This window comes from Castellaniella defragrans (assembly GCF_014203015.1).
Taxonomy (GTDB): domain Bacteria; phylum Pseudomonadota; class Gammaproteobacteria; order Burkholderiales; family Burkholderiaceae_B; genus Castellaniella; species Castellaniella defragrans.
The window spans coordinates 103,459-124,008 of sequence record NZ_JACHIB010000016.1 but is presented as its reverse complement, the minus strand read 5'-3'; the positions used below and the strand labels follow the sequence as shown (position 1 = coordinate 124,008).

Here is a 20,550-nt window from a genome sequence, read left to right as displayed (position 1 = left end):
CTCGGCTTCTTGCATGGATGATCCCTCCTGATGTGATCATGAAGGGGTCAGTTCTCCATGTCGCCAGGGGGTCAGTTTGTCATGTCGCCTGACAGATATGATTTCCTTCGCCGTTTCAGGCGATTGGAGCAAGCCCTTTTTGTCGAAACGGACGATATAGAACGGCACATCGATGCCGTCATGCGTGGTCAGGGTTTTGTAGGGTCCTGGACCCAATATCCGACTCATCGAACACCTCCTGTCGTTGAACAACAGCCAAGCATCCGTCATAAATTGACACACTAGGTAAATGGATGCAATAGGGAAAACCCACATCGAACGTGTGGAATGATGGACGAAATACAGAAGATCCGATCAGAATAGGGCCGGAGCAGGAATATTTTTGATAAATATCAAAATTAAAATGAAATGGACCTGTGTCGATGACACGCCTGTTTTCTAACGAAACCCCGGATTCCGATTCATGTGCTGCTTGGCACGAGGTTCCGCGCAGGCAGGTCGGTTACCCTCAATCCATTTTTATCCGGGCATGCGCAACGCTTTCCCGATCGGTCGGTTTCCTTGATCCTGCCTTCGGCAGGGAGCATGATTTCCAAAACAGGAAATCAACAGCCTGTCCACTGTCAGCAAGGTCTGGCAGCAGTATCTCCAGTGGATGGCAGGCTGGGATTCCCGCCATTGGAAATCGCCTCGAAATCGTACTTCGTGCGGACCGCGAAGATTTTTCAGGGCGACTGGGGCGTTTTCATCCGTTCGTATTTCCCAGTCTGGCGAGGAGATCTGGGCGTCTCCAGAATGGGGCTTCCTGCATTCGGAAGCCCGCCATGTCCCATCGGAATGATGCCCCGCCTGCCACTGCCGCTTCTACTGCCGCCCCTGCTGCAGTTGCTCCGGCTGTCTCCGCCGCGATGGCGGCGGATGCTGCTGCCGGTCCCGCTGTCTCCGCCGTTACCTCTGCCGCTGCCGTCCCCGCCGATGACCACGACAGCCCCTGGAAGGAGGCCCTGGAACTCTTCTTCCGCCAGGCCATCGAACTGCTGGCGCACGCTCTCTACCAGGTCATCGACTGGTCCGTGGCCCCGCAATTCCTGGACAAGGAACTGCAGGCGCTTGGCGTGCCCGACGGCCCGCCCGGCCATGGGCGCCTGCATGCCGACAAGCTGGTGCGGGTACGCCACAAGGACGGCGCCGACGCCTGGATCCTGGTCCACGTCGAGGTCCAGGGCGGCGGCATGGGCGCCCGCGCCCTGTCCCGGATCGCGCAGCGCATGTACCGCTACAGGACGCGCATCGAACACCGCCACGAAGGCCTGAACGCCCGCGCGGGGCGCGCGCCGCCGGCGCTGTTCAGCCTGGCCATCCTGGTGGCCAGCCGCTCGGGCCCCGACCGCCTGGAATACCGGCGCGAGTTCCTCGGCCAGGGTGTGTATTTTTCCTTTCATGCCGTACACTTGTCCCAGTGGCTGGGCCGCTGGAGCGAGCTGGAATCGCTGGCGCGCACGAACCCGTTTGCCGTGGTGATCATGGCGCAGCTGCAGGCCCTGCGGTATCGGACCGGGGCGCAGCGGCTGGAGCCCACCGTCTCGCTGGTGCGGCTGCTGTACGGCTACGGCTACGACCGGGAACACATCCAGCCGCTGCTGCGGCTGATCGAATGGATGCTGCGGCTGCCTGCGCAGCAGGAGCCGGCCTATCTGGCGGCGGTGGAACGCCTGGAACAGGAGCGCAAGATGAGCTATGTGACGATCGCCGAGCGGCTGTATACGCAAAGAGGCGTGGAAAAGGGCCGCACCGAGGGCCAGGCCGATCTGCTGCTGCGCCTGATCCAGCGCCGCTTCGGGGCCGTGGATGCCGCCGTCGAGCAGCGCATCCGCACCGCCGGCGCGGACGATCTGGAAGCCTGGTCGCTGAACATCCTCGACGCCACCACCCTGGAAAACGTATTCCGCGGCTGAGCCGCGTTTGATCGCCGTCAATGAGTCGGCTCTTTCCAGTCCGGCCTGCTTGAATTCCAGTACGAGAAAACCCATATTGAAAGCATGGGCTGGATGGTGTAGTCCATTGCTGTCCGGCCTGCTTTCCATGGTTGATCGCATTTGGAGGTTCGATATGGCAAATCATCTGACACGTTTCAATCCGTTCGGGGATCTGGCTGGTTTCGAGAGCCTGCGGGGCCTCGATGATTTCTTCGGACACTTCCCGCTCGCCTCCTCCTTCGCAGGCCGGGGCGACGAGCCGCGCCTGAACATCGACGTGACCGAAACGGAACAGGCCTATGCCGTCAAGGCCGAAGTCCCCGGCGCCCGCAAGGAGGACATCAAGGTCTCGCTCGAGGGCAATGTGGTGTCCATCCGCGTGGAAAAGACGCGGGAAGACGTGGAAAAGGAGGGCGAGACGGTGCTGCGCCGTGAGCGCTATCACGGCGTGCAGATGCGCCGCTTCAGCCTGGGCCACGACATCGACGCGTCCGGCGCGACCGCCCGCTGCACGGACGGCGTGCTGGAACTGACGCTGCCCAAGAAGGCGAGTGCCCAGGGCGCCAGGCAGCTGGACATCCAGTAGACGGCGCTTCCTCGGACGCAAGGGCGGTGCGGCCTTCGGGCCGTACCGCCCTTTTTGCGTCCGCCTTGCGGCCGCCGACGCCCGTTTCGCGGCAACCCCATCACGCCAGCCATGTCACGGCAGCCACATCACGACAGTTGCATCCCGGCCGCCGCATCGCCGCCGTAGCGCCACGGGAACGGCGCTTGCGGCTACCCGAGGTCCGATTGATCACTCGGGAGACCGGCATGAAAGCACAATCGAAATCCCAGCAACAGGCGGCGGGCATCGCCCTGGCCGCCAAGCACGGCGACAAGAAAGTCAGCGAACTGAAGGACGCTTCCAGGTCCATGTACGAATCCATGGACGAAAAGGAGCTGCGGGAACTGGCCAAGACCAAGACCCGGGACAAGCCCGAGCACAAAGGGGACTGATATGCCGACGATCGTGGCCGCAAAGTTCGACACCTTTCCCGACGCCGAGCGCGCCGTCGAGAAACTGCACGCGCACGGCTTTCCCGGGGAAGACATCTCGACCTTCTACATCAACGGCGAGACGCTGGCCGAGTCGCACGGCTCTGGTCACGTCCCCCGGACGAGCGAGCGGGAAGCCGTGACCGCTGCCGCCGGCATGGGGCTGGTGTGCGCCGTCGTGGGAGGCTTTTTGGCCTGGCAGTTCACGCATGTCGAGGTGATGGCCGTCGCGGGCGCGGGAACCGGCGGGTATGTGGGCTCGCTCTGGGGCGGCCTGTGGGTGACGGACAGGCGCGCACGCGCCTATGCGCGCCAGCGCGCGCGTGAGCGTGCGGATGCCGCGCCCAGCGTCCACGGGCCGGGCGCCTTGCTGGTGCTGCATGTGGCGCCGGAGCGCGAAGAAGAAGCGTGCGCCTTGTTGCGCGAGGCGGGCGGCCACAGCCCCGGCCGCGCGCGGGGGCGGTGGCATGAGGGCAAATGGGAGGAACTCGACCTTCCCGAGCAGCGCGAACCCCGCGATGAACCGCCTTCCGAACCGGTGGCGGGCACGCGGGACTATTAGTGCCTGGCTACATGATCTGCAGGTCATAGTTGACGCTGCGCACGCCGGGCACCTGCTGGGCGGCCTGGACGGCGCTTTGCGCCGCCGCCTTGCTTTCCACCGTGCCGCGCAGCGACACGATCCCCTGCAAGGTGCCGACCTGCAGATTCGAGGTGCGCAGGTCCGGTACGGCCGTCAAGGCGCTGATGACGTTGGCGTTGATGACCGCGTCCTGGCTGTTCACGACCGTCACGCCGCCCGTCGTGCCTTGAACGATCGTCGCCCCGCTTGCCGTGCCTTGATAGTGGGTCTGCCCGGTGATGGCGGCGTCGCCCGGTTCGTCGCCGGACACGTTTTCATAAGGCGAGTGGTTCGGCGCGACGCATGCGGCGAGCGTCAGCGTTGCGGCGCTCAGTATCAACGCGGGCAGCAATCTGTTTTGATGGATCATGGTGGCCTCCGTCAGGAATGGAAGAGGGCCCGGGTGCGGGCTTGCGGAAACGTCAGCAAGCCGCATGCCGGCCCATCCACGGCAAGGCGGAGCGCTGGCCGGCCCCGGTCCGCAAGCGCGCGGCCTGCGGACCGGCTTTGCGTGCCGGTCAGGCCATGGCGACGTAGAAGGCCACGCCTTCGTAGCTGAAGCCGTCGATGAGCTTCACGCTTTCCATTTCGGAGACGCTGGCGGTGTAGAAATGCGTGCCGGTTTCCTCGTTGACGAAGCGGTAGAGCTCCGTCGTGTCGGCGGCTTTCTTGCCATAGGCATAGAAGGCGGTTCCTTCGTCCCGGAAGGCGCCGTTCAATTCCCGCAGGTGCTGGGCTTCCGCGACGTCGGCCGTCAGCACGTGGTCGCCCGTCGCGGGGTTGAAGAAGCGGTACACGCTCACGAGATTGGCGTTGTCCACCACATTGCGCGCATAAGCCACGCCCTCGAACTGGAAATCGCCGGATTGCAGGACCGCCGTCGCTTCATCGTTGTTGGACGTGAAGAAATGAATGCCCATGTCGGCGTTGAAGAAACGGTATACCTCCGGCGTCAGCTCGTTCAGCTTGCCACCGAAGTCCGCGAAAGCGGCATATTCGATGTTCAGCAGGGTGTCGGTGCCGTCCGCGCCGGTGGAGTCGTGGACCGTGTATTCCCGACCGCCGAGGTCGTAGTTGAGCTGATAGTCCGAGAATTTCCCCGTGAAATAGACGCGATCCTGGCCGGCGCCGCCATCCAGGTAGTTGTTCGCCGCGTTGCCGATGAATGTGTCGTTGCCGGCGCCCGTGATGGCGTTCTCGATCACGACGTCGTGGGCGATGGCCAGGTTGTTGGTCATGCCGTTGACCGAGGAATAATGCCCGTCGCGCAGGTCCACGTCGCTTTCGGTGGACCAGCCGCTGAGATTCAGGGTGTCGGTGCCGCCGCTGTCGTAGAGCGTCAGGATGGGATGCAGGTTGACGGTGAAATCGTAGATCGACGCCGTGGCGCCTTTCACCGTGGAACCGAACCCGTACACCGTATCGTCCGCGCGGGTGACGGCGGCCCCGTACATGGCCTGGATGACCATGATGTCGTTCAGCATGGGCGTCTGGGGCGAGTAGATGTGGCCGTCGCTCCCCATCCAGTCGGCCCAGGCGACCTGGCCCTGGCCGCGGTCCATATTGGGCCCGTAGTAGGACATGATCGACAGCATGGTGCTGTCCTGGTAGGAGGAAGGGCCGTCGTCGTCTGCGCCGTTGTAGTCCCCCATGTGGCTCAGCCCCAGCGCGTGGCCGATTTCGTGGATGAAGGTATCGAAGCCGTATTCTCCCACCTCGGGATTCTGCAGGTTCGAGTACAGGGAGGAGAACCAGACGCTGCCGGTCGGGGGGTAGTATGCGTGGGCGAATTCGATCCCGGTGTTCGTGTTGCCGAATTCGATGTCGGACTGGCTGATGGCGCCCGGCGTGAGGGTGGGCACGATGAGTTCGTTCCACAGCGCCATGCCCAGCTCGATCAGGGACTGCTGGGTCGCGTTCAGTGGCGAGAAGCCGGCGTCCTCGCCATTCCGGAAGTTCGCCCGGAGCTGGCTGCTGAGCTGCGGGAAGGTGTAGGTGATGACAGGTTGCGCCCATTTCTGGCCGCTGTACATCTGGTTGAATACTTGTTGGTCGGTCCACTGTGGGAGGGCCATGCGTGTTCCTTTCAAGCCTCTTTACGTTACATTATGTAAAACCTATTCCTTGCAAGGTCATTCTATCCGGAAATCGGCGGAAAAGAACACGGGAAGCCGGCTTCTGGCGCATGTTGCGGATAGACGGGCGGCCGGGGCTGCTATTCGGACAGCGGCCGGAAAAGCTGTTTGGAAAGGTGATGGTCCGGAAGAAGTGATGGCCCGGATGCACGGCCAGGACACTTTCATCCGTCCGTACTTCCCAGTCTGGCGGGGGAATCGGCGCGTCTCCAGAATGAGGCTTCCTGCATTCGGAAGCCCGCCATGCCCGATCGGAACGACGCTTCGCCTGCCGCTGTTGCTTCTACTGCTTCTACTGCTGCCCCTGCTGCGGTTGCTCCGGCTGTCCCCGCCGACGACCACGACAGCCCCTGGAAGGAGGCCCTGGAACTCTTCTTCCGCCAGGCCATCGAACTGCTGGCGCACTCCCTGTACAAGGTCATTGACTGGTCCGTGGCCCCGCAATTCCTGGACAAGGAACTGCAGGCCCTGGGCGTCCCGGATGGCCCGCCCGGCCATGGGCGCCTGCATGCCGACAAGCTGGTGCGGGTGCGCCACAAGGACGGCGCCGACGCCTGGATCCTGGTCCACGTCGAGGTCCAGGGCGGCGGCATGAGCGCCCGCGCCCTGTCCCGGATCGCGCAGCGCATGTACCGCTACAGGACGCGCATCGAACACCGCCACGAAGGCCTGAACGCCCGCGCGGGGCGCGCGCCGCCGGCGCTGTTCAGCCTGGCCATCCTGGTGGCCAGCCGCTCGGGCCCCGAACGCCTGGAATACCGGCGCGAGTTCCTCGGCCAGGGTGTGTATTTTTCCTTTCATGCCGTACACTTGTCCCAGTGGCTGGGCCGCTGGAGCGAGCTGGAATCGCTGGCGCGCACGAATCCGTTTGCCGTGGTGATCATGGCGCAGCTGCAGGCCCTGCGGTATCGGACCGGGGCGCAGCGGCTGGAGCCCACCGTCTCGCTGGTGCGGCTGCTGTACGGGTACGGTTACGACCGGGAACACATCCAGCCGCTGCTGCGGCTGATCGAATGGATGCTGCGGCTGCCCGCGCAGCAGGAGCCGGCCTATCTGGCGGCGGTGGAACGCCTGGAACAGGAGCGCAAGATGAGCTACGTGATGATTGCCGAACGTCGCGGCATTGCGAAAGGACTGGAACAAGGCCTGGAGCAGGGTTTGGAGCAAGGCCAGGTCAAGGGCCAGGCCGATCTGCTGCTGCGCCAGATCCAGCGCCGCTTCGGGGCCGTGGACGCTGCCATCGAGCAGCGCGTTCGCACCGCCGGCGCGGACGATCTGGAAGCCTGGTCGCTGAACTTCGTGGACGCCACGGTCCTGGATGAGGTCTTCCGGGGCTGAGGGACCGCCGCCATCCGCCATCCCTTTCCATCCCGTCCCCTGCGGGGCAGGATGCGGCGACTGGCGCCAGGCCGGAGCAGGCAAAGCTATCGGCTGCCAGCCTGACCTGGAACGGAGCCGGACCGCGTCTTCCGGCAGTCTCCCGGTAGAATGACCCTTCACCCCTCAACGACCGGAGCCTGCGACATGCGCCTCATCATTGCCCTGCTGCTTCCCTGGCTGGCGTTCTTCACCATCGGCCGCCCCATCTCGGGCATCATCTGCCTGATTCTCCAGATCACGCTGATCGGCTGGATCCCGGCGGCGATCTGGGCGGTCTACGCCCTCAGCCAGTACAACACCGACAAGAAGATCGAAAAGGCGATGGGCGGCCGTGCCTGATTCCCGGCCCGACGCAGCGGCCGCCCGTGAGGCCGATCCCGAAGCCTGGCGGACTCTGGTGGCCGCGCTGGATCTCCAGCCGCATCCGGAAGGCGGGCATTACCGCGAGGTCTTCCGGTCGGATCTGCGGGTGCCGTTCCAGGGGGCGCAGCGCAGCGCCGGGACGTCCATTTATTATCTGCTGGCGCAGGGCGCCCATTCGGCCTGGCACCGCATCGATGCCGACGAGGTCTGGTGCTTCCATGCCGGCGGCGCCCTCGATCTGCATGTGGTGCTGCCCGATGGCGGCCTGCTGACGCATCGGCTGGGCGATCCCCTGCGCCATCCGGGCGCGGTGTACCAGGCGGTGGCGCCCGCGGGCTGCTGGTTCGCGGCGGAGCTGGCCGACCCGGACGCCTTCGTGCTGGCCGGCTGCGTCGTGGCGCCCGGCTTCGATTTTTCCGGCTTCCGGCTGGCGGCCGAGGCGGATCTGGCCGATGCCGTCAGCCGCCATGGCGGCTGGATCCGGCGCCTGCTCGGGCCGGCCGGCTGACGAGCGCCACGCCGTTGCGGTCTCCCCCCCACAGCGCCAGAACCTTCGCTGCCAGCGTTTCGGCGTCCTCCCGGCCGTCCGTGTCCAGCATGCGTCGCTCCGCGTCGCGCCGCGCCAGCGACAGCACGGTTTCGTTCACGCGGGCGTCGTGCACCAGCACGTCGGCCTCGTTCAGGGCGCGCAGTGCGTTCAAGGTGAGGCTGCCCGGGTCGTCGGGGCACGCATCGATCCAGACCAGGCGGCGTTCCGGCGGCGGTTCGGCCGCGGCGCCGTCCAGGCGGGCGAGCAGCGCGCCGTGCGCCCGGCCGGTGTCGCCGGCGCGCAGGTGCGCGAGGACGGGGCCGTCGTACAGCCAGTCGTAGAAGCGCCGGCGCGCCCCGGGATCGGGATAGGCGCGGCGGATGGCGGGGCGGTGATCGCCGGCCAGCCGGGCCAGGGATCCCAGCGCGGGGTCGAACAGGGCTTCCATGCGTTCGCGCAGGCGCCGGGCCAGGACCGGCGCGGTGCCGCCCGAGGAGACGGCGATGGTCAGGGGTGCGCGGTCGACGATGGCCGGCACCTGGAAGGACGACAGGGCGGGATCGTCGACGACGTTGGCCAGGATGCGGCGGGCGTCCGCCGCCGCCTTGACGCGGGCATTGAGCGCGCGGTCGTCGGTGGCGGCGATGGCCAGCCAGGCGGATTCCAGCCAGTCCTCCTGGAACGGGCCCGCCAGGTGCGCGAGGCGGCCCTCGGCGGCCCAGGCCCGCAGCGTGCGGGTCAGCCGCGGCGCGCCCACCCGCACCGCGGCGCCGCAGTTCAGCAGGGCGCGCGCCTTGCGCTCGGCGACGGGGCCTCCGCCCACGATCAGGACGGTGCGGCCGGCCAGATCGGCGAATAGGGGGTACAGGGCCTTCATGCGGGGCAGGCCAGGGGGCTGGCGGCTGGGCGGGCGTCCCGGCCGGGAGCGGGGATCGCGCCGGCGGGGACGGATGCGCGGTCCGCCGGCGCCTCTCCGGGATGGCCGACCCCACGTTCCGGCGGGTCTTCCGCCCAGGGCACGCGCGCCGGATCGGCCAGGGCCACGGCCGCGCCGACCACGATGAGGCAGGGCGAGTCCAGGCCCGGATGGCGGGCGGCGTCGGCCAGGCCGGCCAGCGTGCAGCGCACGGCCTGCTGGCGCGGGGTGGCGCCCTGGGAAATCAACGCGGCCGGCGTCGCGCCGGGCAGGCCATGCAGCATCAGTTCCGTGCCGATGCGCCCGGCCTGGGCCAGGCCCATGTAGAACACCAGGGTGCGCTGGCGGTCCGCGGCCAGGGCGGCCCAGTCCGGCGCCGGGGCGCCCTCCTGGCGATGGGCGGCCACCAGGCAGACGCCGGCCGCCAGGTCGCGGTGCGTGAGGGGGATGCCGGTAGCGGCCGCGCAGCCCGAAGCGGCGGTGACGCCGGGCACCACCGTGACCGGGATGCCCCGGGCCCGCAGGAATTCCAGTTCCTCGCCGCCGCGCCCGAAGATGAAGGGGTCGCCGCCCTTCAGGCGCACGACGGCGCGGCCGGCCCGGGCGTGCGCGGCCAGCAGGGCGTGGATGTCTTCCTGCGGCATGCTGTGCCGGCCGGCCCGCTTGCCCACCGGAATCCTGAGCGCGTCGGAGCGGCAGTGGTCCAGCAGTCCGGCGGCGGCCAGGCTGTCGTGCAATACCACGTCGGCGGCCCGCAGGGCGCGCAGGCCGCGCAGCGTGATCAGGTCCGGGTCGCCGGGGCCGGCGCCCACCAGCCAGACGTGGCCGGATGCCGGTGCGGCGGCCGGGATGGAACCGTTCGCCCGGGCCGGACGCGGGGCGGCCGCGTCCGGCGGGGATTCATGCGGTGGTTTCGGACGCATGGTCGGCCTCCAGGGGGTGGATGGTTTCGGGGCGGCCGACGCGCAGGACGCCGTCGGCGTCCACGCGCAGCGGCCAGCGGCGCACGCGCACGCGCTCGTCTTCCAGGCACTGGCCGGTGTCCAGGCGGAAATGCTGCTTGTACATGGGCGAGGCGACGACCGGATGGCCCTGGAGTTCGCCGACGATGCCGCGCGCCAGCACGGCCGCGCCGCAGAACGGATCGACGTGGTCGAGGGCGAACGGGCCGGCATCCGTCAGGAACACGGCGACCTGCGCGCCATGGGCGCGGACCGCGACGCCGGCGTCCGGGATCAGGTCCTCCAGGCGGCAGACGGACTGCCAGCCGGTGTCCGTCGCGCCGTCTTGGACAGGCGCGTCGCCGGCCGTGGCGGAGCCAAGCTGGAACGGCTCCGGGGAGCGTGGGGTGCCGTACGGGATGGACTGATGATCGGCGCCCTTGGCGCGGCGGTGGGTCGATGGCTTCATGGCGTTCTCCTTCATTCGGCCGGGGCGGCCAGCGCCGCGCGTTCGCGCACGGTGGCCGGGCGCGGCTGGCCGCGCTCCTGCACGTGGACGATGTGCTCGTCGGGCGCGTCGCTGTTGATCAGGGAGCGGAAGCGGCGCAGGGCGCGTTCGTCCTTCAGGGTGGCCGCCCATTCGCATTCGTAGGCGTCCACCAGGGCCTGCATCTGCGCCTCCAGTTCCGCGCCCAGGCCCAGGCTGTCGCGCACGACCACGTCCTTCAGGTAGTCCAGGCCGCCTTCCAGGCTTTCGCGCCAGGCGGCGGTGCGCTGCAGCTTGTCGGCCGTGCGGATGTAGAACATCAGGAACCGGTCGATCAGGCGGACCAGGGTGTCGCCGTCCAGGTCCGAGGCCAGCAGTTCCGCGTGGCGCGGGCGCATGCCGCCGTTGCCGCAGACGTACAGGTTCCAGCCCTTCTCGGTGGCGATCACGCCCACGTCCTTGCTCTGGGCCTCGGCGCATTCGCGCGTGCAGCCCGAGGCGGCCATCTTGATCTTGTGCGGCGCGCGCAGGCCCCGGTAGCGCTGCTCCAGGCGGATCGCCATGCCCACCGAATCCTGCACGCCGTAGCGGCACCAGGTGCTGCCCACGCAGGACTTGGCCGTGCGCAGGGCCTTGCCGTAGGCGTGGCCGGACTCGAAGCCGGCGTCGACCAGTTCGCGCCAGATCGCCGGCAGCTGTTCCAGCCGCGCGCCGAACAGGTCGATGCGCTGGCCGCCGGTGATCTTGGTGTACAGGCCGTATTTGCGGGCGACCTCGCCGATGACGATCAGCCTGTCGGGCGTGATTTCCCCGCCCGGGATGCGCGGCACCACCGAGTAGGTGCCGTCCTTCTGCAGATTGCCCAGGTAGGCGTCGTTGCTGTCCTGCAGGGGCGCGTGCCTGGGCGACAGCACGTATTCGTTCCAGCACGAGGCGAAGATCGACGCCGCCACGGGCTTGCAGATGTCGCAGCCGCGGCCGGTGCCGTGGCGGGCGATCAGGGTCCCGAAGTCGCGGATGCCGTTGACGCGGACGAGGTGGTAGAGCTCCTGCCGGCTGTGGCGGAAGTGTTCGCACAGGCTGCGGTCCACGGCGATGCCGCGGCGCCGCAGTTCGCCGTCCAGCACCTGCTTGACCAGGGGCACGCAGCCGCCGCAGGTGGTGCCGGCGCGGGTGCGCGCCTTCAGCTCGCCCAGGGTCGTGCAGCCCTCGGCGATAGCGCCGCACAGGGCGCCCTTGCTGACCTGGTTGCAGGAACAGATCTGCGCCGTGTCGGGCAGCGCGTCCACGCCCAGCGCCGGCGCGGCGCCGGCCTGCGGCGCGATCAGCGTGGCGGGCTGCGCGGGCAGGTCCAGGCCGTTGCTGAAATACTGATCCAGCAGGTCGAAGGCCCCGGTGTCGCCCACCAGCACGGCGCCCCGCAGGCGCTTGCCCTTCGGGTCCATGACCAGCTTGCGGTACGTGCCGGCCAGCGTGTCCTCGAACACGCAGCTGACGCTGTCGGAGGCGCGGCCGTGGGCGTCGCCGATGGAGCCGACGTCCACGCCCAGCAGCTTGAGCTTGGTGCCGGGCAGGGAGCCCTGGAAGACGGGCGTGTCCCGGCCCAGCAGGTGCGCGGCGCAGACCCGCGCCATCTCGTAGCCGGGCGCCACCAGGCCGAACGTGCCGTCCCGCCAGCTGGCGACTTCGCCGATGGCGTAGACGGCGGGGTCGGAGCTGCGGCAGTGTTCGTCGATCACGACGCCGCCGCGCGCGCCGATCACCAGGCCGCAGTTGTGCGCCAGGCGGTCGCAGGGGCGGATGCCGGCGGAAAAGACCACCATGTCGGTTTCCAGGAAATCGCCGTCCGAGAATCGCAGGCGGTGGCGCGCGCGCAGGCCGCCGCCGATGGCCGAGGTCATCTTCGCGGTGTGCACGTGGATGCCCAGGGCCTCGATCTTCGTGCGCAGCAGGCGTCCGCCGGGCTCGTCCAGCTGCGCCGCCATCAGGTGGGCGGAAAACTCGACGACGTGGGTCTCCAGGTCCAGGCCGCGCAGGGCGCGGGCGGCTTCCAGCCCCAGCAGGCCGCCGCCGATGACCACGCCGCGCCGGCTGCCGGCGGCGCAGGCGCGGATGGCCTCCACGTCCTCCAGCGTGCGGTAGGGCAGGCAGCCGGGCCGGTCCGCGCCCTCGATGGGTGGAATGAAGGGATTGGAGCCCGTGGCGATGACCAGCTTGTCGTAGGGGTGGAACCGCTCGTCCGACACGTGGACGCGGCGCCGCTTGCGGTCGATCCAGGCGGCCCGCGTGCCGCGCAGCACGGTGATGCCGTGTTCGCGGAGGAAATTCTCGTCGGCCAGCGCCAGGTCCTGCGCCTTCGCGCCATCGAAGCACTGGCTGAGCCGCACCCGGTCGTAGGCCAGGCGCGGTTCGCCGCAGAGCACGGTGATGGCGTAGCCGTGCGCTTCGCGCGCCAGTTCTTCCAGCAGGCGGTGGCCGACCATGCCGTGGCCGATGACGACCAGGCGCGGCGCGGCGTGCGGGCCCGCGGCGGAGGCGGGAAGGTCGTGGGGATTCATGATTCGCTCCAGGAAAATCCGGTGGTGGGTCGGGGCTCAGGGCCGGGGCTCAGGGCCGCGCGGCGGGCGCGTCCAGGATCGGTTGCGTGCCAGTCTCGCGGCCGGCCCTTGCGCCGGGCGGCGACGCCGGCGCAAGGGCGTGGCCGGCCAATGACGCGGGCAATGGCGTGGGCGGTGGTACGGCCACTGGCGCGGGGGAGGCCGCCCGGTAGGCGCCGGCCACGAAGACGGCGCCGCCGACGATGTTCCCCAGCGTCACCCACGCCAGGTTCCAGGCCATGCCGCCCAGGCTCACGGTGTCGGGGTGATGGCCGATCAGGGCCAGCAGCAACAGCGTCATGTTCGCCACGCTGTGCTCGTAGCCGCTGGCGACGAAGGCCAGCAGGCACCAGGAAATGACGATGCAGCGGGCGCTGTCCGAGGACACGCGGGCGGACATCCAGACCGCCAGGCACACCAGCCAGTTGCACAGCACGGCGCGGGCGAACAGGCTGGCGGCGGCGCCGTTCATCTTGTGCGCGGCGGCGTCCATCAGCAGGCCGCGCGGGTCGTCCAGCAGCCCGCCGCCCCCGCCCAGGGCGAACAGGCCCGCCAGCACGGCGGCGCCGCACAGGTTGCCGACCCAGCTCACGCCCAGGACCGAGGCCGCCTCGGCCCAGCTCCCCTGGTCCCGGTAGCGGCGCAGCGCCATGACCAGGGTGTGCCCGGTGAACAGTTCCGCGCCGGCGATGACGACGAGGATCAGCGCGATGCCGAAGGCGGCGCCCATGACGAGCGGGCGCAGGTCCGGCGGCGCGTGGCTGCCCAGGGTGAGGATCAGGATGATGCCCAGGCCGATGTAGGCGCCCGCCAGCATGCAGCCCACGAAAAAGCCGAGGGGCGCGCGGCGCAGCAGCGCGAGCTTGGCGTTGCCGGCCTTCACGAAGCCGTCGATGGTGTCGTCGTACATGGTGCTCTCCCGGTCGATGAAAGGTCTTCATCGAGGATCAAGCAATTCATGTGCCAACTTTTCGGAACGCGGCCGGGAAGGCTCGCGCTGCGCGCACGAGGCCCGGACGGCGGGGCGGGGCGCCGGCATGCGCGGGGAGGGAGGGTGCGCCAGCCAGGCGGGCCGGCTGGGTCGCCGGCGGGGCGGTCCGCGAGGGACGCCCTGCGCCGATGCGGTGCCGCCATGCACCATGGGATGCGGAGGAGCGGCCGCGATGGTGCGGGGGTGCCGCTCATGCTTCAGGATTGAATGATCGGCGGGAGCCGCACGCGCCGGTGTGAGCGAAAGCGCCAGCGGCCTCGGCGGTCCCGCCGTCCTCAGCGGACGAACAGCCGATAGACCAGCCGCTGGATCCAGCGGCCGTAGGGCGGGTAGATCAGGCGCGTGGCGTTGAACCGCTGCCGGATGAAGACGCCCTTGGCCTGGCTGAAGGCGAGAAAGCCCTCGCGGCCGTGGTAGTGGCCCATGCCCGACGGCCCGATGCCGCCGAAGGGCAGGTCGTCCTGGGCGACGTGCAGCAGCGTGTCGTTCAGGCAGGCGCCGCCGGAATGCGTCCGGGCGAGCACGCGGCGCTGTTCGGCCCGGTCGTAGCCGAAGTAGTACAGGGCCAGCGGGCGCGGCCGCTGGTTGATGTAGGCCAGGGCGTCCTCCAGGCGGTCGTAGGGCACGACGGGCAGGATGGGCCCGAAGATTTCCTCCTGCATCAGGCGCATGCCGTCGTCCGCGTCCAGCACGAGCGTGTGCGGCAGGCGGCGGCCCTGGCCCTGCTCGTACAGGGGCAGGACCGTGGCGCCCTTGTCTGCGGCGTCGCGCAGGCACTCGCGCAGGCGGCCGAACTGGCGCTCGTCGATGATGGCGGTGTAGTCCGGGTTGTCCGCCAGGGTCGGCAGGAGCCGCAGGACGGCGCGGCGATAGGCCTGGACGAAGGCGTCCAGCCGCGGGCGCGGCACCAGCGCATAGTCGGGCGCCACGCAGGTCTGGCCGGCGTTCAGGGTCTTGCCGAAGGCGATCCGTTCGGCCGCGTCCTCCAGCGGCACATCGGCGGAGACCAGGGCGGGCGATTTGCCGCCCAGCTCCAGTGTCACCGGGGTCAGGTTTTCGGCGGCGGCGCGCATGACGCGGCGCCCGACCCCGGTGCTGCCGGTGAACAGCAGGTGATCGAAGGCCAGGCCCGAGAAGGCCGCTCCCACGTCGGCGCCGCCCTGTGCGACGTAGACCAGGTCCTCGGGGAAGATCCGCGCCAGCAGGTCCTTCAGCAGTTGCGCAGTGGCCGGCGTGTATTCGCTCGTCTTGATCATCGCCCGGTTGCCGGCCGCCAGGGCGCCGATCAGGGGGCCGACGGCCAGGTACAGCGGATAGTTCCACGGCGCGATGATGCCGATCACGCCCAGCGGCTGGTACATCACCCGCGCCGCGGCCGGCTGGAAAGCCAGGCCGACGCGGCGGCGCTCGGGCTTCATCCATCGGCCCAGGTGCCGGCGGGCGTGGCGGATGCCGTGCAGGCAGGGCATGACCTCGGCCAGCAGGGTTTCATCGACCGAACGGTTGCCGAAGTCCCGGGCGATCGCGGCGGCCAGCGCCCCCTGTTCGCGCCTGAGCAGCGCGCGCAGGGCGTCGAGCCACTGCCGGCGCTGCCGCGCCGGGGGCAGTGGATCGGCGGCGTATGCCGCCTTCTGGCGCAGGAAGGCCGCCTCCAGCGCGGCGATCGGCGGCTGGGAGGATGGCGGGGCGGGGGTGTCGGCGTTCATCGGAAACTCCGGGGTGGGGCGCTGGCCTACCATACACGGATGCGCGGCGGGCCGGCGGAAATCAGAATCGCTTGGCGATCGTGGCGACGAGCGCGGTCCGGTCCGTGCGGCGCTTTTCTCCGGACGCGCTGGTGACGACGGCCAGGTCGCGGTTCCTGAGCCTGGCGCCGGCGACTTCCAGGCCGAAGTCCAGCCCCCATTCCGTATGGACGATGCCCAGGCTGTAGTCGAAGCCGTCCAGCCCGCGGAAGTTGCGGACCTTCTGGTAGCCGAGGTGGGCCTTGAGGTGGGTGCGCGGCCCCAGCGGGTAGGTGTAGTCCAGGTCGATCAGGTGCGAGCCGCCGGATCGCCGGAAGCCGCCTTCGTAGCATTCCATGGCCTTGCCGGGATCGCCGCCCGCCAGGACGCCGGGCAGGTAGGCGGAGCCGCAGACCACGGCCGTGTTGTTGCCCCGGAAGTCCTTGCTCAGCACGTACAGGTAGCGGCCGCGCAGCGCGCCGTAGCCGAACTCGAAGACCGCGTAGCGGGTGTCGAAGCGCGTATCGGCCAGACCGGTGGGTTCTCCCGTGGCCCAGTCCATGCCGGTGGGCACTCCGGTGGCGCGCGCGCCGGGAAACCATTCCTGGGCCAGGGCCAGGCCGAAATGCCAGGCGTCCGGATTGCCCCAGCGGTAGCCCAGGGCGCCGGTGAGAGCGGTGCCGTTGCCTTCGGGGAAGACGTCGGTGCTCACCGTGCCGAACTGCAGATAGCCCAGCAGGCCGGTTTCGTGGGCGGCTTCGATCGTGAGTTCGGCGCCGGGGTTGTTGAACGAGTCGGACACCCCGCGCGTCTTGCGGTCCGACAGGATCTTGGCCTCGATGTCGATGGAATACGACTGGAACACGGGTTCCACGGGATCGATGGCCGCCGCGCGGGCGCCGCCGGACGCGCAGGCGAGGGCGAGCGCCGCGAGGGCGGCGGTCCCGGTCGCGGTGGCCCTGGCTGCGGCGGTCCTGGTCCTGGTCCTGATCTTGGTTCCGGCGGTTCTGGTTCCGGCGGTTCTGGTCTCGATCCGGGTCCCGATCTCGGCCTTGTTCTTGGTCTTGGTCTTGTTCATGGATGTCTCCTCCTGGTTTTCAGTCGGTTGAGGGGCGGCCTTGCCCGGCGCCTAGCGCGGGCAGCCCTCGGGCAGGGCGCCGGTGCGGCTCATGCGTTCGGTTTCTCCCAGGACTTCCGTGCCGATGTAGCCGCGCAGCAGCAGGGTGTCGCCGTCGGTGCGCACGATGGCCCGGTAGGTCTTGCCGTTGCGCGGGTCGCGGGTCCAGCCGTCGCGCCAGGCCTCGCCGGCGAAGGCTTTCAGGCGGGCGATGGTGGCGCCGCAGGCGTCCTGGGGCGTGCCGGCATCTTTGTCCCAGACGATGACGCCGCACAGCGAACCGGCCGCGTCCGGGCATTCCTGGAAGCGGATCACGGCGGCGTCGTCGGCCGAGCGCCATAGGCCGTAGGCGTCGGCGGGTGCGGCGGCCATGGCCGCGGACAGGGCCGCCTGCGAGGCGGCCAGGCCGATGAGCAGCATCTTCGGGTGGATCATGGGGCGTCTCCTTCTGTTCTGATCGATGTCATGCGGTTGTCATGCGGTTGTCATGCGGTTGTCATGCGGTGGCGAGCAGCGGGGCCCAGGCGGCGGCGACGCGGCCGTCCTCGACGACGGCGATGTCGCCGAACTGCAGCAGCAGCGCCTCGGACTGGCGCGGCCGAAAGAAGATGAAATCGTCCGGGCCCAGCGCCTGGCGTCCGGATCCGGTCAGGACCTGCTGGTTGGAGGATGGGCCGTACAGGGCGTTGGCCTCGATGCCCGGCGGAGACACCGGATCGGCCATCCAGTGACCGCCGTAGATCATGTAGGCCTGGCGGCTGTTCGGATCCCAGGCGCGCAGCACGGGGCCCAGCCACTCCACGCCCTGGGGCGGCCGGAACGGGGCGGCCTTGAGCACGGGCGTGGCGATGAAGACGGCGGGCCGGTAGCCGGCGAGCGGTTCGGTGTCGAAGTCCGAGGGCTTGAGCAGCGCCGATCCCACGGCGACTTCCCGGGCGGCGCCCTGGCCGTCGTGATTGCGGTAGGTCAGGGAGCCGCCGGTGTTCAGCGTCAGGCCGCGCGGATCGGTCGCGGGGAAGGCGCGCAGCATCCGATCGAGAAAATCCGCGTAGCGCTGCTTGGCGTGGCGGTCGGCCTGGGCGCGCAGGCCGGCGACGTCGGGCAGCTTGGCGACGTGGGCGTCGTAGCCCATCAGGCCGGACCAGCGCAGGCGCGGCGAGTCCCGCAGGATGTCGATGATCCGCTGCAGGCCGCGGGGGTCGTCGATGCCGCCCCGATGCAGGCCCACGTCGATTTCCAGGTTGATGTCCAGGGGCAGGTCCAGGCCCTGGGACAGTGCCCGGTACTGGAGCAGCCGTTCCGGCGTGTCGATCAGCCACTGGACGCGCGGCGGCCGGCGGTCGCGCGCCCGCGCCTCGCGCAGGAAGCGGGCGGCGGCATCGGCGGGCAGGGGCTTGCCCAGCAGCTGGCGTTCGTCGGGCAGATGGGCCGCCAGGTGCTGCAGGTGGGGCAGGCTGAAGCTCATGAGCCCCTGGCTGCCGGTGGCGTGCGCCAGGTCCTGGAGCAGGGGCAGCGAGGGCAGGGATTTGGCCACGAGCCGCAGGTCGAGCCGGCCCCGCAGGTCGCTGCGCAGGCGGCCGGCGTTTTCCAGCATGCGCTCCCGGTCGATGATGAGGGTGGGCACGGCGATGCCCGCCTGGCGCAGCGCGTCCGTCAGGCGCGAGAAATAGGGATCGTGGGCCAGGCCGCGGTCCCGGGGGCGCAGGGCGGCGGCGCCGCCCAGGGCGAGGGCGCCCGCGGACAGGAGAAGGCGGCGGCGTCCGGGGCTGCGCATCTCAGGCCACTCCCAGGAGCGTGCGCAGATAGGGATTGAGCAGGCGGCCGCGGGGATCCAGTTCGCGCCGGACTTCCAGGAAGTCGCGCCAGTGCGGATACAGCGGAGCCAGCTCGGCGGCGCGCAGGTCGTGCAGCTTGCCCCAGTGGGGCCGGCCGCCGTGGCGCCTGAGGATCGGTCCGATTTCCGCGAGCAGATAGTCGTGCGCCTCGCCGTGCGCCGCATGGACGGCGATGGAGCAGCAGTCGCGCCCATGGAAGGGGCTGAGCCAGGCGTCGTCGCCCTTGACGTAGCGGAATTCCAGGGGGAAATAGGCTTCGTTGCGCCGTTCGAGCGCCTGGATGACGTCCCGCAGGCAGGCGATGCCTTGTTCCCGGGGGACGTGGTATTCGGTTTCGTTGAACTTGCTGGGCCGGGAGGTGGACAGCAGCTTCCAGGAGCGGTTGCGCGCCCGCGCATCCTCCATGCCGCCGATCAGCCAGCCGGCGAGCCGGCGCCGTCCGGACGGGAACCAGCCCATCCAGTCCCGCAGGCGGCGCAGGTCGGCCAGGGTCTCCTCGTCGTCCGAGTCGGGCATGAGCACCTCGCCGCCGGTGTAGAGGTCGTGCGTGATGGCGGCGGCATGGCCCGTGAAGGGCAGGTAGAACATCTCGAAGTTGCGGTGCGTCCGGGCGAGGCCGTCGGCCTGGTCGAGCAGGTCGGCGATGGGCAGCAGCCGCACGTGCCGTTCGAGGTCGTAGGCGGGCACGACACGGGTGGTGATTTCCGTGACGACGCCCAGGCAGCCGAGCGAGACGCGGGCGGCGGCCAGCAGGTCGGGCCGGCCGGCGTCGCAGATCAGCGCCCGCCCGTCCGGCGTCACCAGGCGCAGGGCGGTCACGTCGGCATGCAGCGCCTGCAGGCCGGCGCCGGTGCCGTGCGTGCCGGTGCTGATGCTGCCGGCGAAGGACTGCACGTTGACGTCGGGCAGGTTGCGCAGCGCCAGGCCCTGCTCGTCCAGCAGGCGGGAGACCTGGGCGAGGCGGGTGCCGGCGCGCAGCGTGGCGGTCGAGGCGGCGGCATCGTGGCTCACCAGGCCCGAGAAGCGGTCCAGGGACAGGAGGATGTCGTCGGTCGGCACCAGGGCCGTGAAGGAATGCCCGGCGCCGACGCAGCGCAGGGCGCCGCCCGGGCTGGACAGGAGCGTGGCGATTTCCGCCTCGGTGCCGGGCGTGGCGATGGCGCGCGGCGTGCAGGCGTGCAGCCCGGACCAGTTCCGCCATTGGGCGCGCGGCGCGGCGGTTCCGGCGGCGGTTCCCGCCGGGGCGGTCGCGGGGGCGGGTGCGGCGCGGGCGGCGGACGCCCCGGAGGGGCCGGGGGACGCGTCCGCCGCCGCGCCGGGCCGGCCGGTGGCGAACACGCGCGGGGCGGCGGCGCCGGCCAGGACGGCGGCGCCGGACTTCAGGATCGTTCTGCGGGAAAGCGGGGACGTCACGATGCCTCCGAGGGGGTTTGACTCATGAATTCGGTGAGGGCGCGCAGGTCGCCGCGCGTGCAGTCCTGGCACAGGCCGCGCGCGGGCATGGCCTGGTAGCCGTGTTCGGCGTGATCGACGAGCGCGTCCATGCCCGCGCGCAGGCGCGGCGTCCAGTGGGGGGCGAAGCCGGTCAGCGGCGCGCCGCTCGCCGCCTGGGCATGGCAGGCGATGCAGGAACGCTCGTAGCGCGCGGCCAGCGCGGGATCGGCCGGGCGCAGGGCTTCGGCGCGCTCCAGGGCGGCGGCGTCCGGACGGGGATCGCTGCAGGCGGCCAGCAGCAGGCCGGCCGCGCAAAGCGCTGCGGCGGTGGTACGCATCAAGTGGTGTCTCCATTCGTTCGCGGCGTCGTGCCGCGATGCTCGGGTCGGGATCGTTCGGGTCGTTCAGGCCATTCAAGCCGTTTTGGTCCGAGCCGTTCGAGCCGTTCCGGGCGAGTCTTGTCGT

20 protein-coding genes are annotated in these 20,550 nt (G+C 69.6%); 7 read left to right on the top strand and 13 right to left on the bottom strand.

Features of this window, described 5'->3' with window-relative positions; genetic code table 11:
- Positions 1-908 precede the first annotated feature (908 nt).
- From HNR28_RS13880 to HNR28_RS13865, 4 genes are all read left to right on the top strand, one after another.
- Positions 909-1,955, top strand: coding sequence for a DUF4351 domain-containing protein (locus HNR28_RS13880; protein ID WP_151024864.1), 1,047 nt, complete (start codon positions 909-911; stop codon positions 1,953-1,955).
- 154 nt (positions 1,956-2,109) lie between these two features.
- Positions 2,110-2,562 carry an Hsp20/alpha crystallin family protein gene (locus HNR28_RS13875; protein ID WP_151024863.1) on the top strand — a complete coding sequence of 151 codons (453 nt, stop codon included), beginning with the start codon at positions 2,110-2,112 and terminating at the stop codon, positions 2,560-2,562.
- Positions 2,563-2,789: 227 nt separating this feature from the next.
- Positions 2,790-2,975: a DUF3008 family protein gene (locus HNR28_RS13870; RefSeq protein ID WP_151024862.1), complete on the top strand. Its 186-nt coding sequence runs from the start codon at positions 2,790-2,792 to the stop codon at positions 2,973-2,975.
- Between the two features lies 1 nt (position 2,976).
- Complete coding sequence (locus HNR28_RS13865) at positions 2,977-3,576, top strand: hypothetical protein (RefSeq protein WP_151024861.1); 600 nt, start codon at positions 2,977-2,979, stop codon at positions 3,574-3,576.
- Positions 3,577-3,583: 7 nt separating this feature from the next.
- Here HNR28_RS13865 and HNR28_RS13860 read toward each other — a convergent pair whose 3' ends face one another.
- Together HNR28_RS13860 and HNR28_RS13855 are read right to left on the bottom strand one after the other, a co-directional pair.
- Positions 3,584-4,006 carry a BON domain-containing protein gene (locus HNR28_RS13860; RefSeq protein ID WP_170288480.1) on the bottom strand — a complete coding sequence of 141 codons (423 nt, stop codon included), beginning with the start codon at positions 4,004-4,006 and terminating at the stop codon, positions 3,584-3,586.
- A gap of 148 nt (positions 4,007-4,154) precedes the next feature.
- Positions 4,155-5,711: a M10 family metallopeptidase C-terminal domain-containing protein gene (locus HNR28_RS13855; RefSeq protein WP_151024859.1), complete on the bottom strand. Its 1,557-nt coding sequence runs from the start codon at positions 5,709-5,711 to the stop codon at positions 4,155-4,157.
- Positions 5,712-6,014: 303 nt separating this feature from the next.
- On the opposite strand from HNR28_RS13855, the gene HNR28_RS13850 reads away from it, so the two are divergent.
- The 3 genes from HNR28_RS13850 to HNR28_RS13840 all read left to right on the top strand — a co-directional run bounded on the left by HNR28_RS13850 (position 6,015) and on the right by HNR28_RS13840 (position 8,022).
- Positions 6,015-7,109 (top strand): DUF4351 domain-containing protein, encoded by a 1,095-nt coding sequence (locus HNR28_RS13850; protein WP_151024858.1) that lies wholly within the window; start codon positions 6,015-6,017, stop codon positions 7,107-7,109.
- A 186-nt stretch (positions 7,110-7,295) separates the two neighbouring features.
- Positions 7,296-7,490, top strand: a complete 195-nt coding sequence (locus tag HNR28_RS13845; protein WP_043685241.1) for a YqaE/Pmp3 family membrane protein — start codon at positions 7,296-7,298, stop codon at positions 7,488-7,490.
- Positions 7,483-8,022 (top strand): cupin domain-containing protein, encoded by a 540-nt coding sequence (locus tag HNR28_RS13840; protein ID WP_184142964.1) that lies wholly within the window; start codon positions 7,483-7,485, stop codon positions 8,020-8,022. Before HNR28_RS13845 ends, HNR28_RS13840 begins: the two co-directional genes overlap by 8 nt.
- On the opposite strand, the gene HNR28_RS13835 is transcribed toward HNR28_RS13840, so the two are convergent.
- From HNR28_RS13835 to HNR28_RS13785, 11 genes are all read right to left on the bottom strand, one after another.
- A complete protein-coding gene (locus tag HNR28_RS13835; RefSeq protein WP_211369317.1) occupies positions 7,973-8,920 on the bottom strand; it encodes a precorrin-2 dehydrogenase/sirohydrochlorin ferrochelatase family protein in 948 nt (315 codons plus the stop codon). The two genes, HNR28_RS13840 and HNR28_RS13835, sit on opposite strands and share 50 nt — an antisense overlap.
- The gene (gene cobA / locus HNR28_RS13830) at positions 8,917-9,882 is read right to left on the bottom strand and encodes a uroporphyrinogen-III C-methyltransferase (RefSeq protein ID WP_151024857.1); all 966 of its coding nucleotides are present in this window, start codon (positions 9,880-9,882) and stop codon (positions 8,917-8,919) included. Before cobA ends, HNR28_RS13835 begins: the two co-directional genes overlap by 4 nt.
- Positions 9,860-10,369, bottom strand: coding sequence for a nitrite reductase small subunit NirD (gene nirD / locus HNR28_RS13825; protein WP_151024856.1), 510 nt, complete (start codon positions 10,367-10,369; stop codon positions 9,860-9,862). The genes cobA and nirD overlap by 23 nt, the downstream gene beginning before the upstream one ends.
- Positions 10,370-10,380: 11 nt before the next feature.
- Positions 10,381-12,945, bottom strand: a complete 2,565-nt coding sequence (gene nirB / locus HNR28_RS13820) for a nitrite reductase large subunit NirB (protein ID WP_151024855.1) — start codon at positions 12,943-12,945, stop codon at positions 10,381-10,383.
- Positions 12,946-12,994: 49 nt separating this feature from the next.
- The gene (locus HNR28_RS13815; protein ID WP_151024854.1) at positions 12,995-13,894 is read right to left on the bottom strand and encodes a formate/nitrite transporter family protein; all 900 of its coding nucleotides are present in this window, start codon (positions 13,892-13,894) and stop codon (positions 12,995-12,997) included.
- Positions 13,895-14,250: 356 nt separating this feature from the next.
- Entirely contained in the window at positions 14,251-15,681 is a 1,431-nt protein-coding gene (locus HNR28_RS13810) for a coniferyl aldehyde dehydrogenase (protein WP_151024853.1), read from the bottom strand.
- Positions 15,682-15,742: 61 nt separating this feature from the next.
- Complete coding sequence (locus tag HNR28_RS13805; RefSeq protein ID WP_151024852.1) at positions 15,743-16,777, bottom strand: TorF family putative porin; 1,035 nt, start codon at positions 16,775-16,777, stop codon at positions 15,743-15,745.
- Positions 16,778-16,828: 51 nt separating this feature from the next.
- Positions 16,829-17,251, bottom strand: coding sequence for a DUF2147 domain-containing protein (locus tag HNR28_RS13800; protein WP_244978304.1), 423 nt, complete (start codon positions 17,249-17,251; stop codon positions 16,829-16,831).
- Positions 17,252-17,312: 61 nt separating this feature from the next.
- Positions 17,313-18,590, bottom strand: coding sequence for an alanine racemase (locus HNR28_RS13795; protein ID WP_151024851.1), 1,278 nt, complete (start codon positions 18,588-18,590; stop codon positions 17,313-17,315).
- A 1-nt stretch (position 18,591) separates the two neighbouring features.
- Positions 18,592-20,064 carry a D-arabinono-1,4-lactone oxidase gene (locus HNR28_RS13790; RefSeq protein ID WP_221291690.1) on the bottom strand — a complete coding sequence of 491 codons (1,473 nt, stop codon included), beginning with the start codon at positions 20,062-20,064 and terminating at the stop codon, positions 18,592-18,594.
- The gene (locus tag HNR28_RS13785) at positions 20,061-20,423 is read right to left on the bottom strand and encodes a c-type cytochrome (protein ID WP_244978309.1); all 363 of its coding nucleotides are present in this window, start codon (positions 20,421-20,423) and stop codon (positions 20,061-20,063) included. The genes HNR28_RS13790 and HNR28_RS13785 overlap by 4 nt, the downstream gene beginning before the upstream one ends.
- Positions 20,424-20,550: the final 127 nt, after the last annotated feature.

Bases quoted from the DNA above. Each gene is read 5' to 3' on its own strand.
- HNR28_RS13880 (WP_151024864.1), top strand. From the start codon at position 909: ATGGCGGCGGATGCTGCTGCCGGTCCCGCTGTCTCCGCCGTTACCTCT.
- HNR28_RS13875 (WP_151024863.1), top strand. From the start codon at position 2,110: ATGGCAAATCATCTGACACGTTTCAATCCGTTCGGGGATCTGGCTGGT.
- HNR28_RS13870 (WP_151024862.1), top strand. From the start codon at position 2,790: ATGAAAGCACAATCGAAATCCCAGCAACAGGCGGCGGGCATCGCCCTG.
- HNR28_RS13865 (WP_151024861.1), top strand. From the start codon at position 2,977: ATGCCGACGATCGTGGCCGCAAAGTTCGACACCTTTCCCGACGCCGAG.
- HNR28_RS13860 (WP_170288480.1), bottom strand. From the start codon at position 4,006: ATGATCCATCAAAACAGATTGCTGCCCGCGTTGATACTGAGCGCCGCA.
- HNR28_RS13855 (WP_151024859.1), bottom strand. From the start codon at position 5,711: ATGGCCCTCCCACAGTGGACCGACCAACAAGTATTCAACCAGATGTAC.
- HNR28_RS13850 (WP_151024858.1), top strand. From the start codon at position 6,015: ATGCCCGATCGGAACGACGCTTCGCCTGCCGCTGTTGCTTCTACTGCT.
- HNR28_RS13845 (WP_043685241.1), top strand. From the start codon at position 7,296: ATGCGCCTCATCATTGCCCTGCTGCTTCCCTGGCTGGCGTTCTTCACC.
- HNR28_RS13835 (WP_211369317.1), bottom strand. From the start codon at position 8,920: ATGAAGGCCCTGTACCCCCTATTCGCCGATCTGGCCGGCCGCACCGTC.
- cobA (WP_151024857.1), bottom strand. From the start codon at position 9,882: ATGCGTCCGAAACCACCGCATGAATCCCCGCCGGACGCGGCCGCCCCG.
- nirD (WP_151024856.1), bottom strand. From the start codon at position 10,369: ATGAAGCCATCGACCCACCGCCGCGCCAAGGGCGCCGATCATCAGTCC.
- nirB (WP_151024855.1), bottom strand. From the start codon at position 12,945: ATGAATCCCCACGACCTTCCCGCCTCCGCCGCGGGCCCGCACGCCGCG.
- HNR28_RS13815 (WP_151024854.1), bottom strand. From the start codon at position 13,894: ATGTACGACGACACCATCGACGGCTTCGTGAAGGCCGGCAACGCCAAG.
- HNR28_RS13810 (WP_151024853.1), bottom strand. From the start codon at position 15,681: ATGAACGCCGACACCCCCGCCCCGCCATCCTCCCAGCCGCCGATCGCC.
- HNR28_RS13805 (WP_151024852.1), bottom strand. From the start codon at position 16,777: ATGAACAAGACCAAGACCAAGAACAAGGCCGAGATCGGGACCCGGATC.
- HNR28_RS13800 (WP_244978304.1), bottom strand. From the start codon at position 17,251: ATGATCCACCCGAAGATGCTGCTCATCGGCCTGGCCGCCTCGCAGGCG.
- HNR28_RS13795 (WP_151024851.1), bottom strand. From the start codon at position 18,590: ATGCGCAGCCCCGGACGCCGCCGCCTTCTCCTGTCCGCGGGCGCCCTC.
- HNR28_RS13785 (WP_244978309.1), bottom strand. From the start codon at position 20,423: ATGCGTACCACCGCCGCAGCGCTTTGCGCGGCCGGCCTGCTGCTGGCC.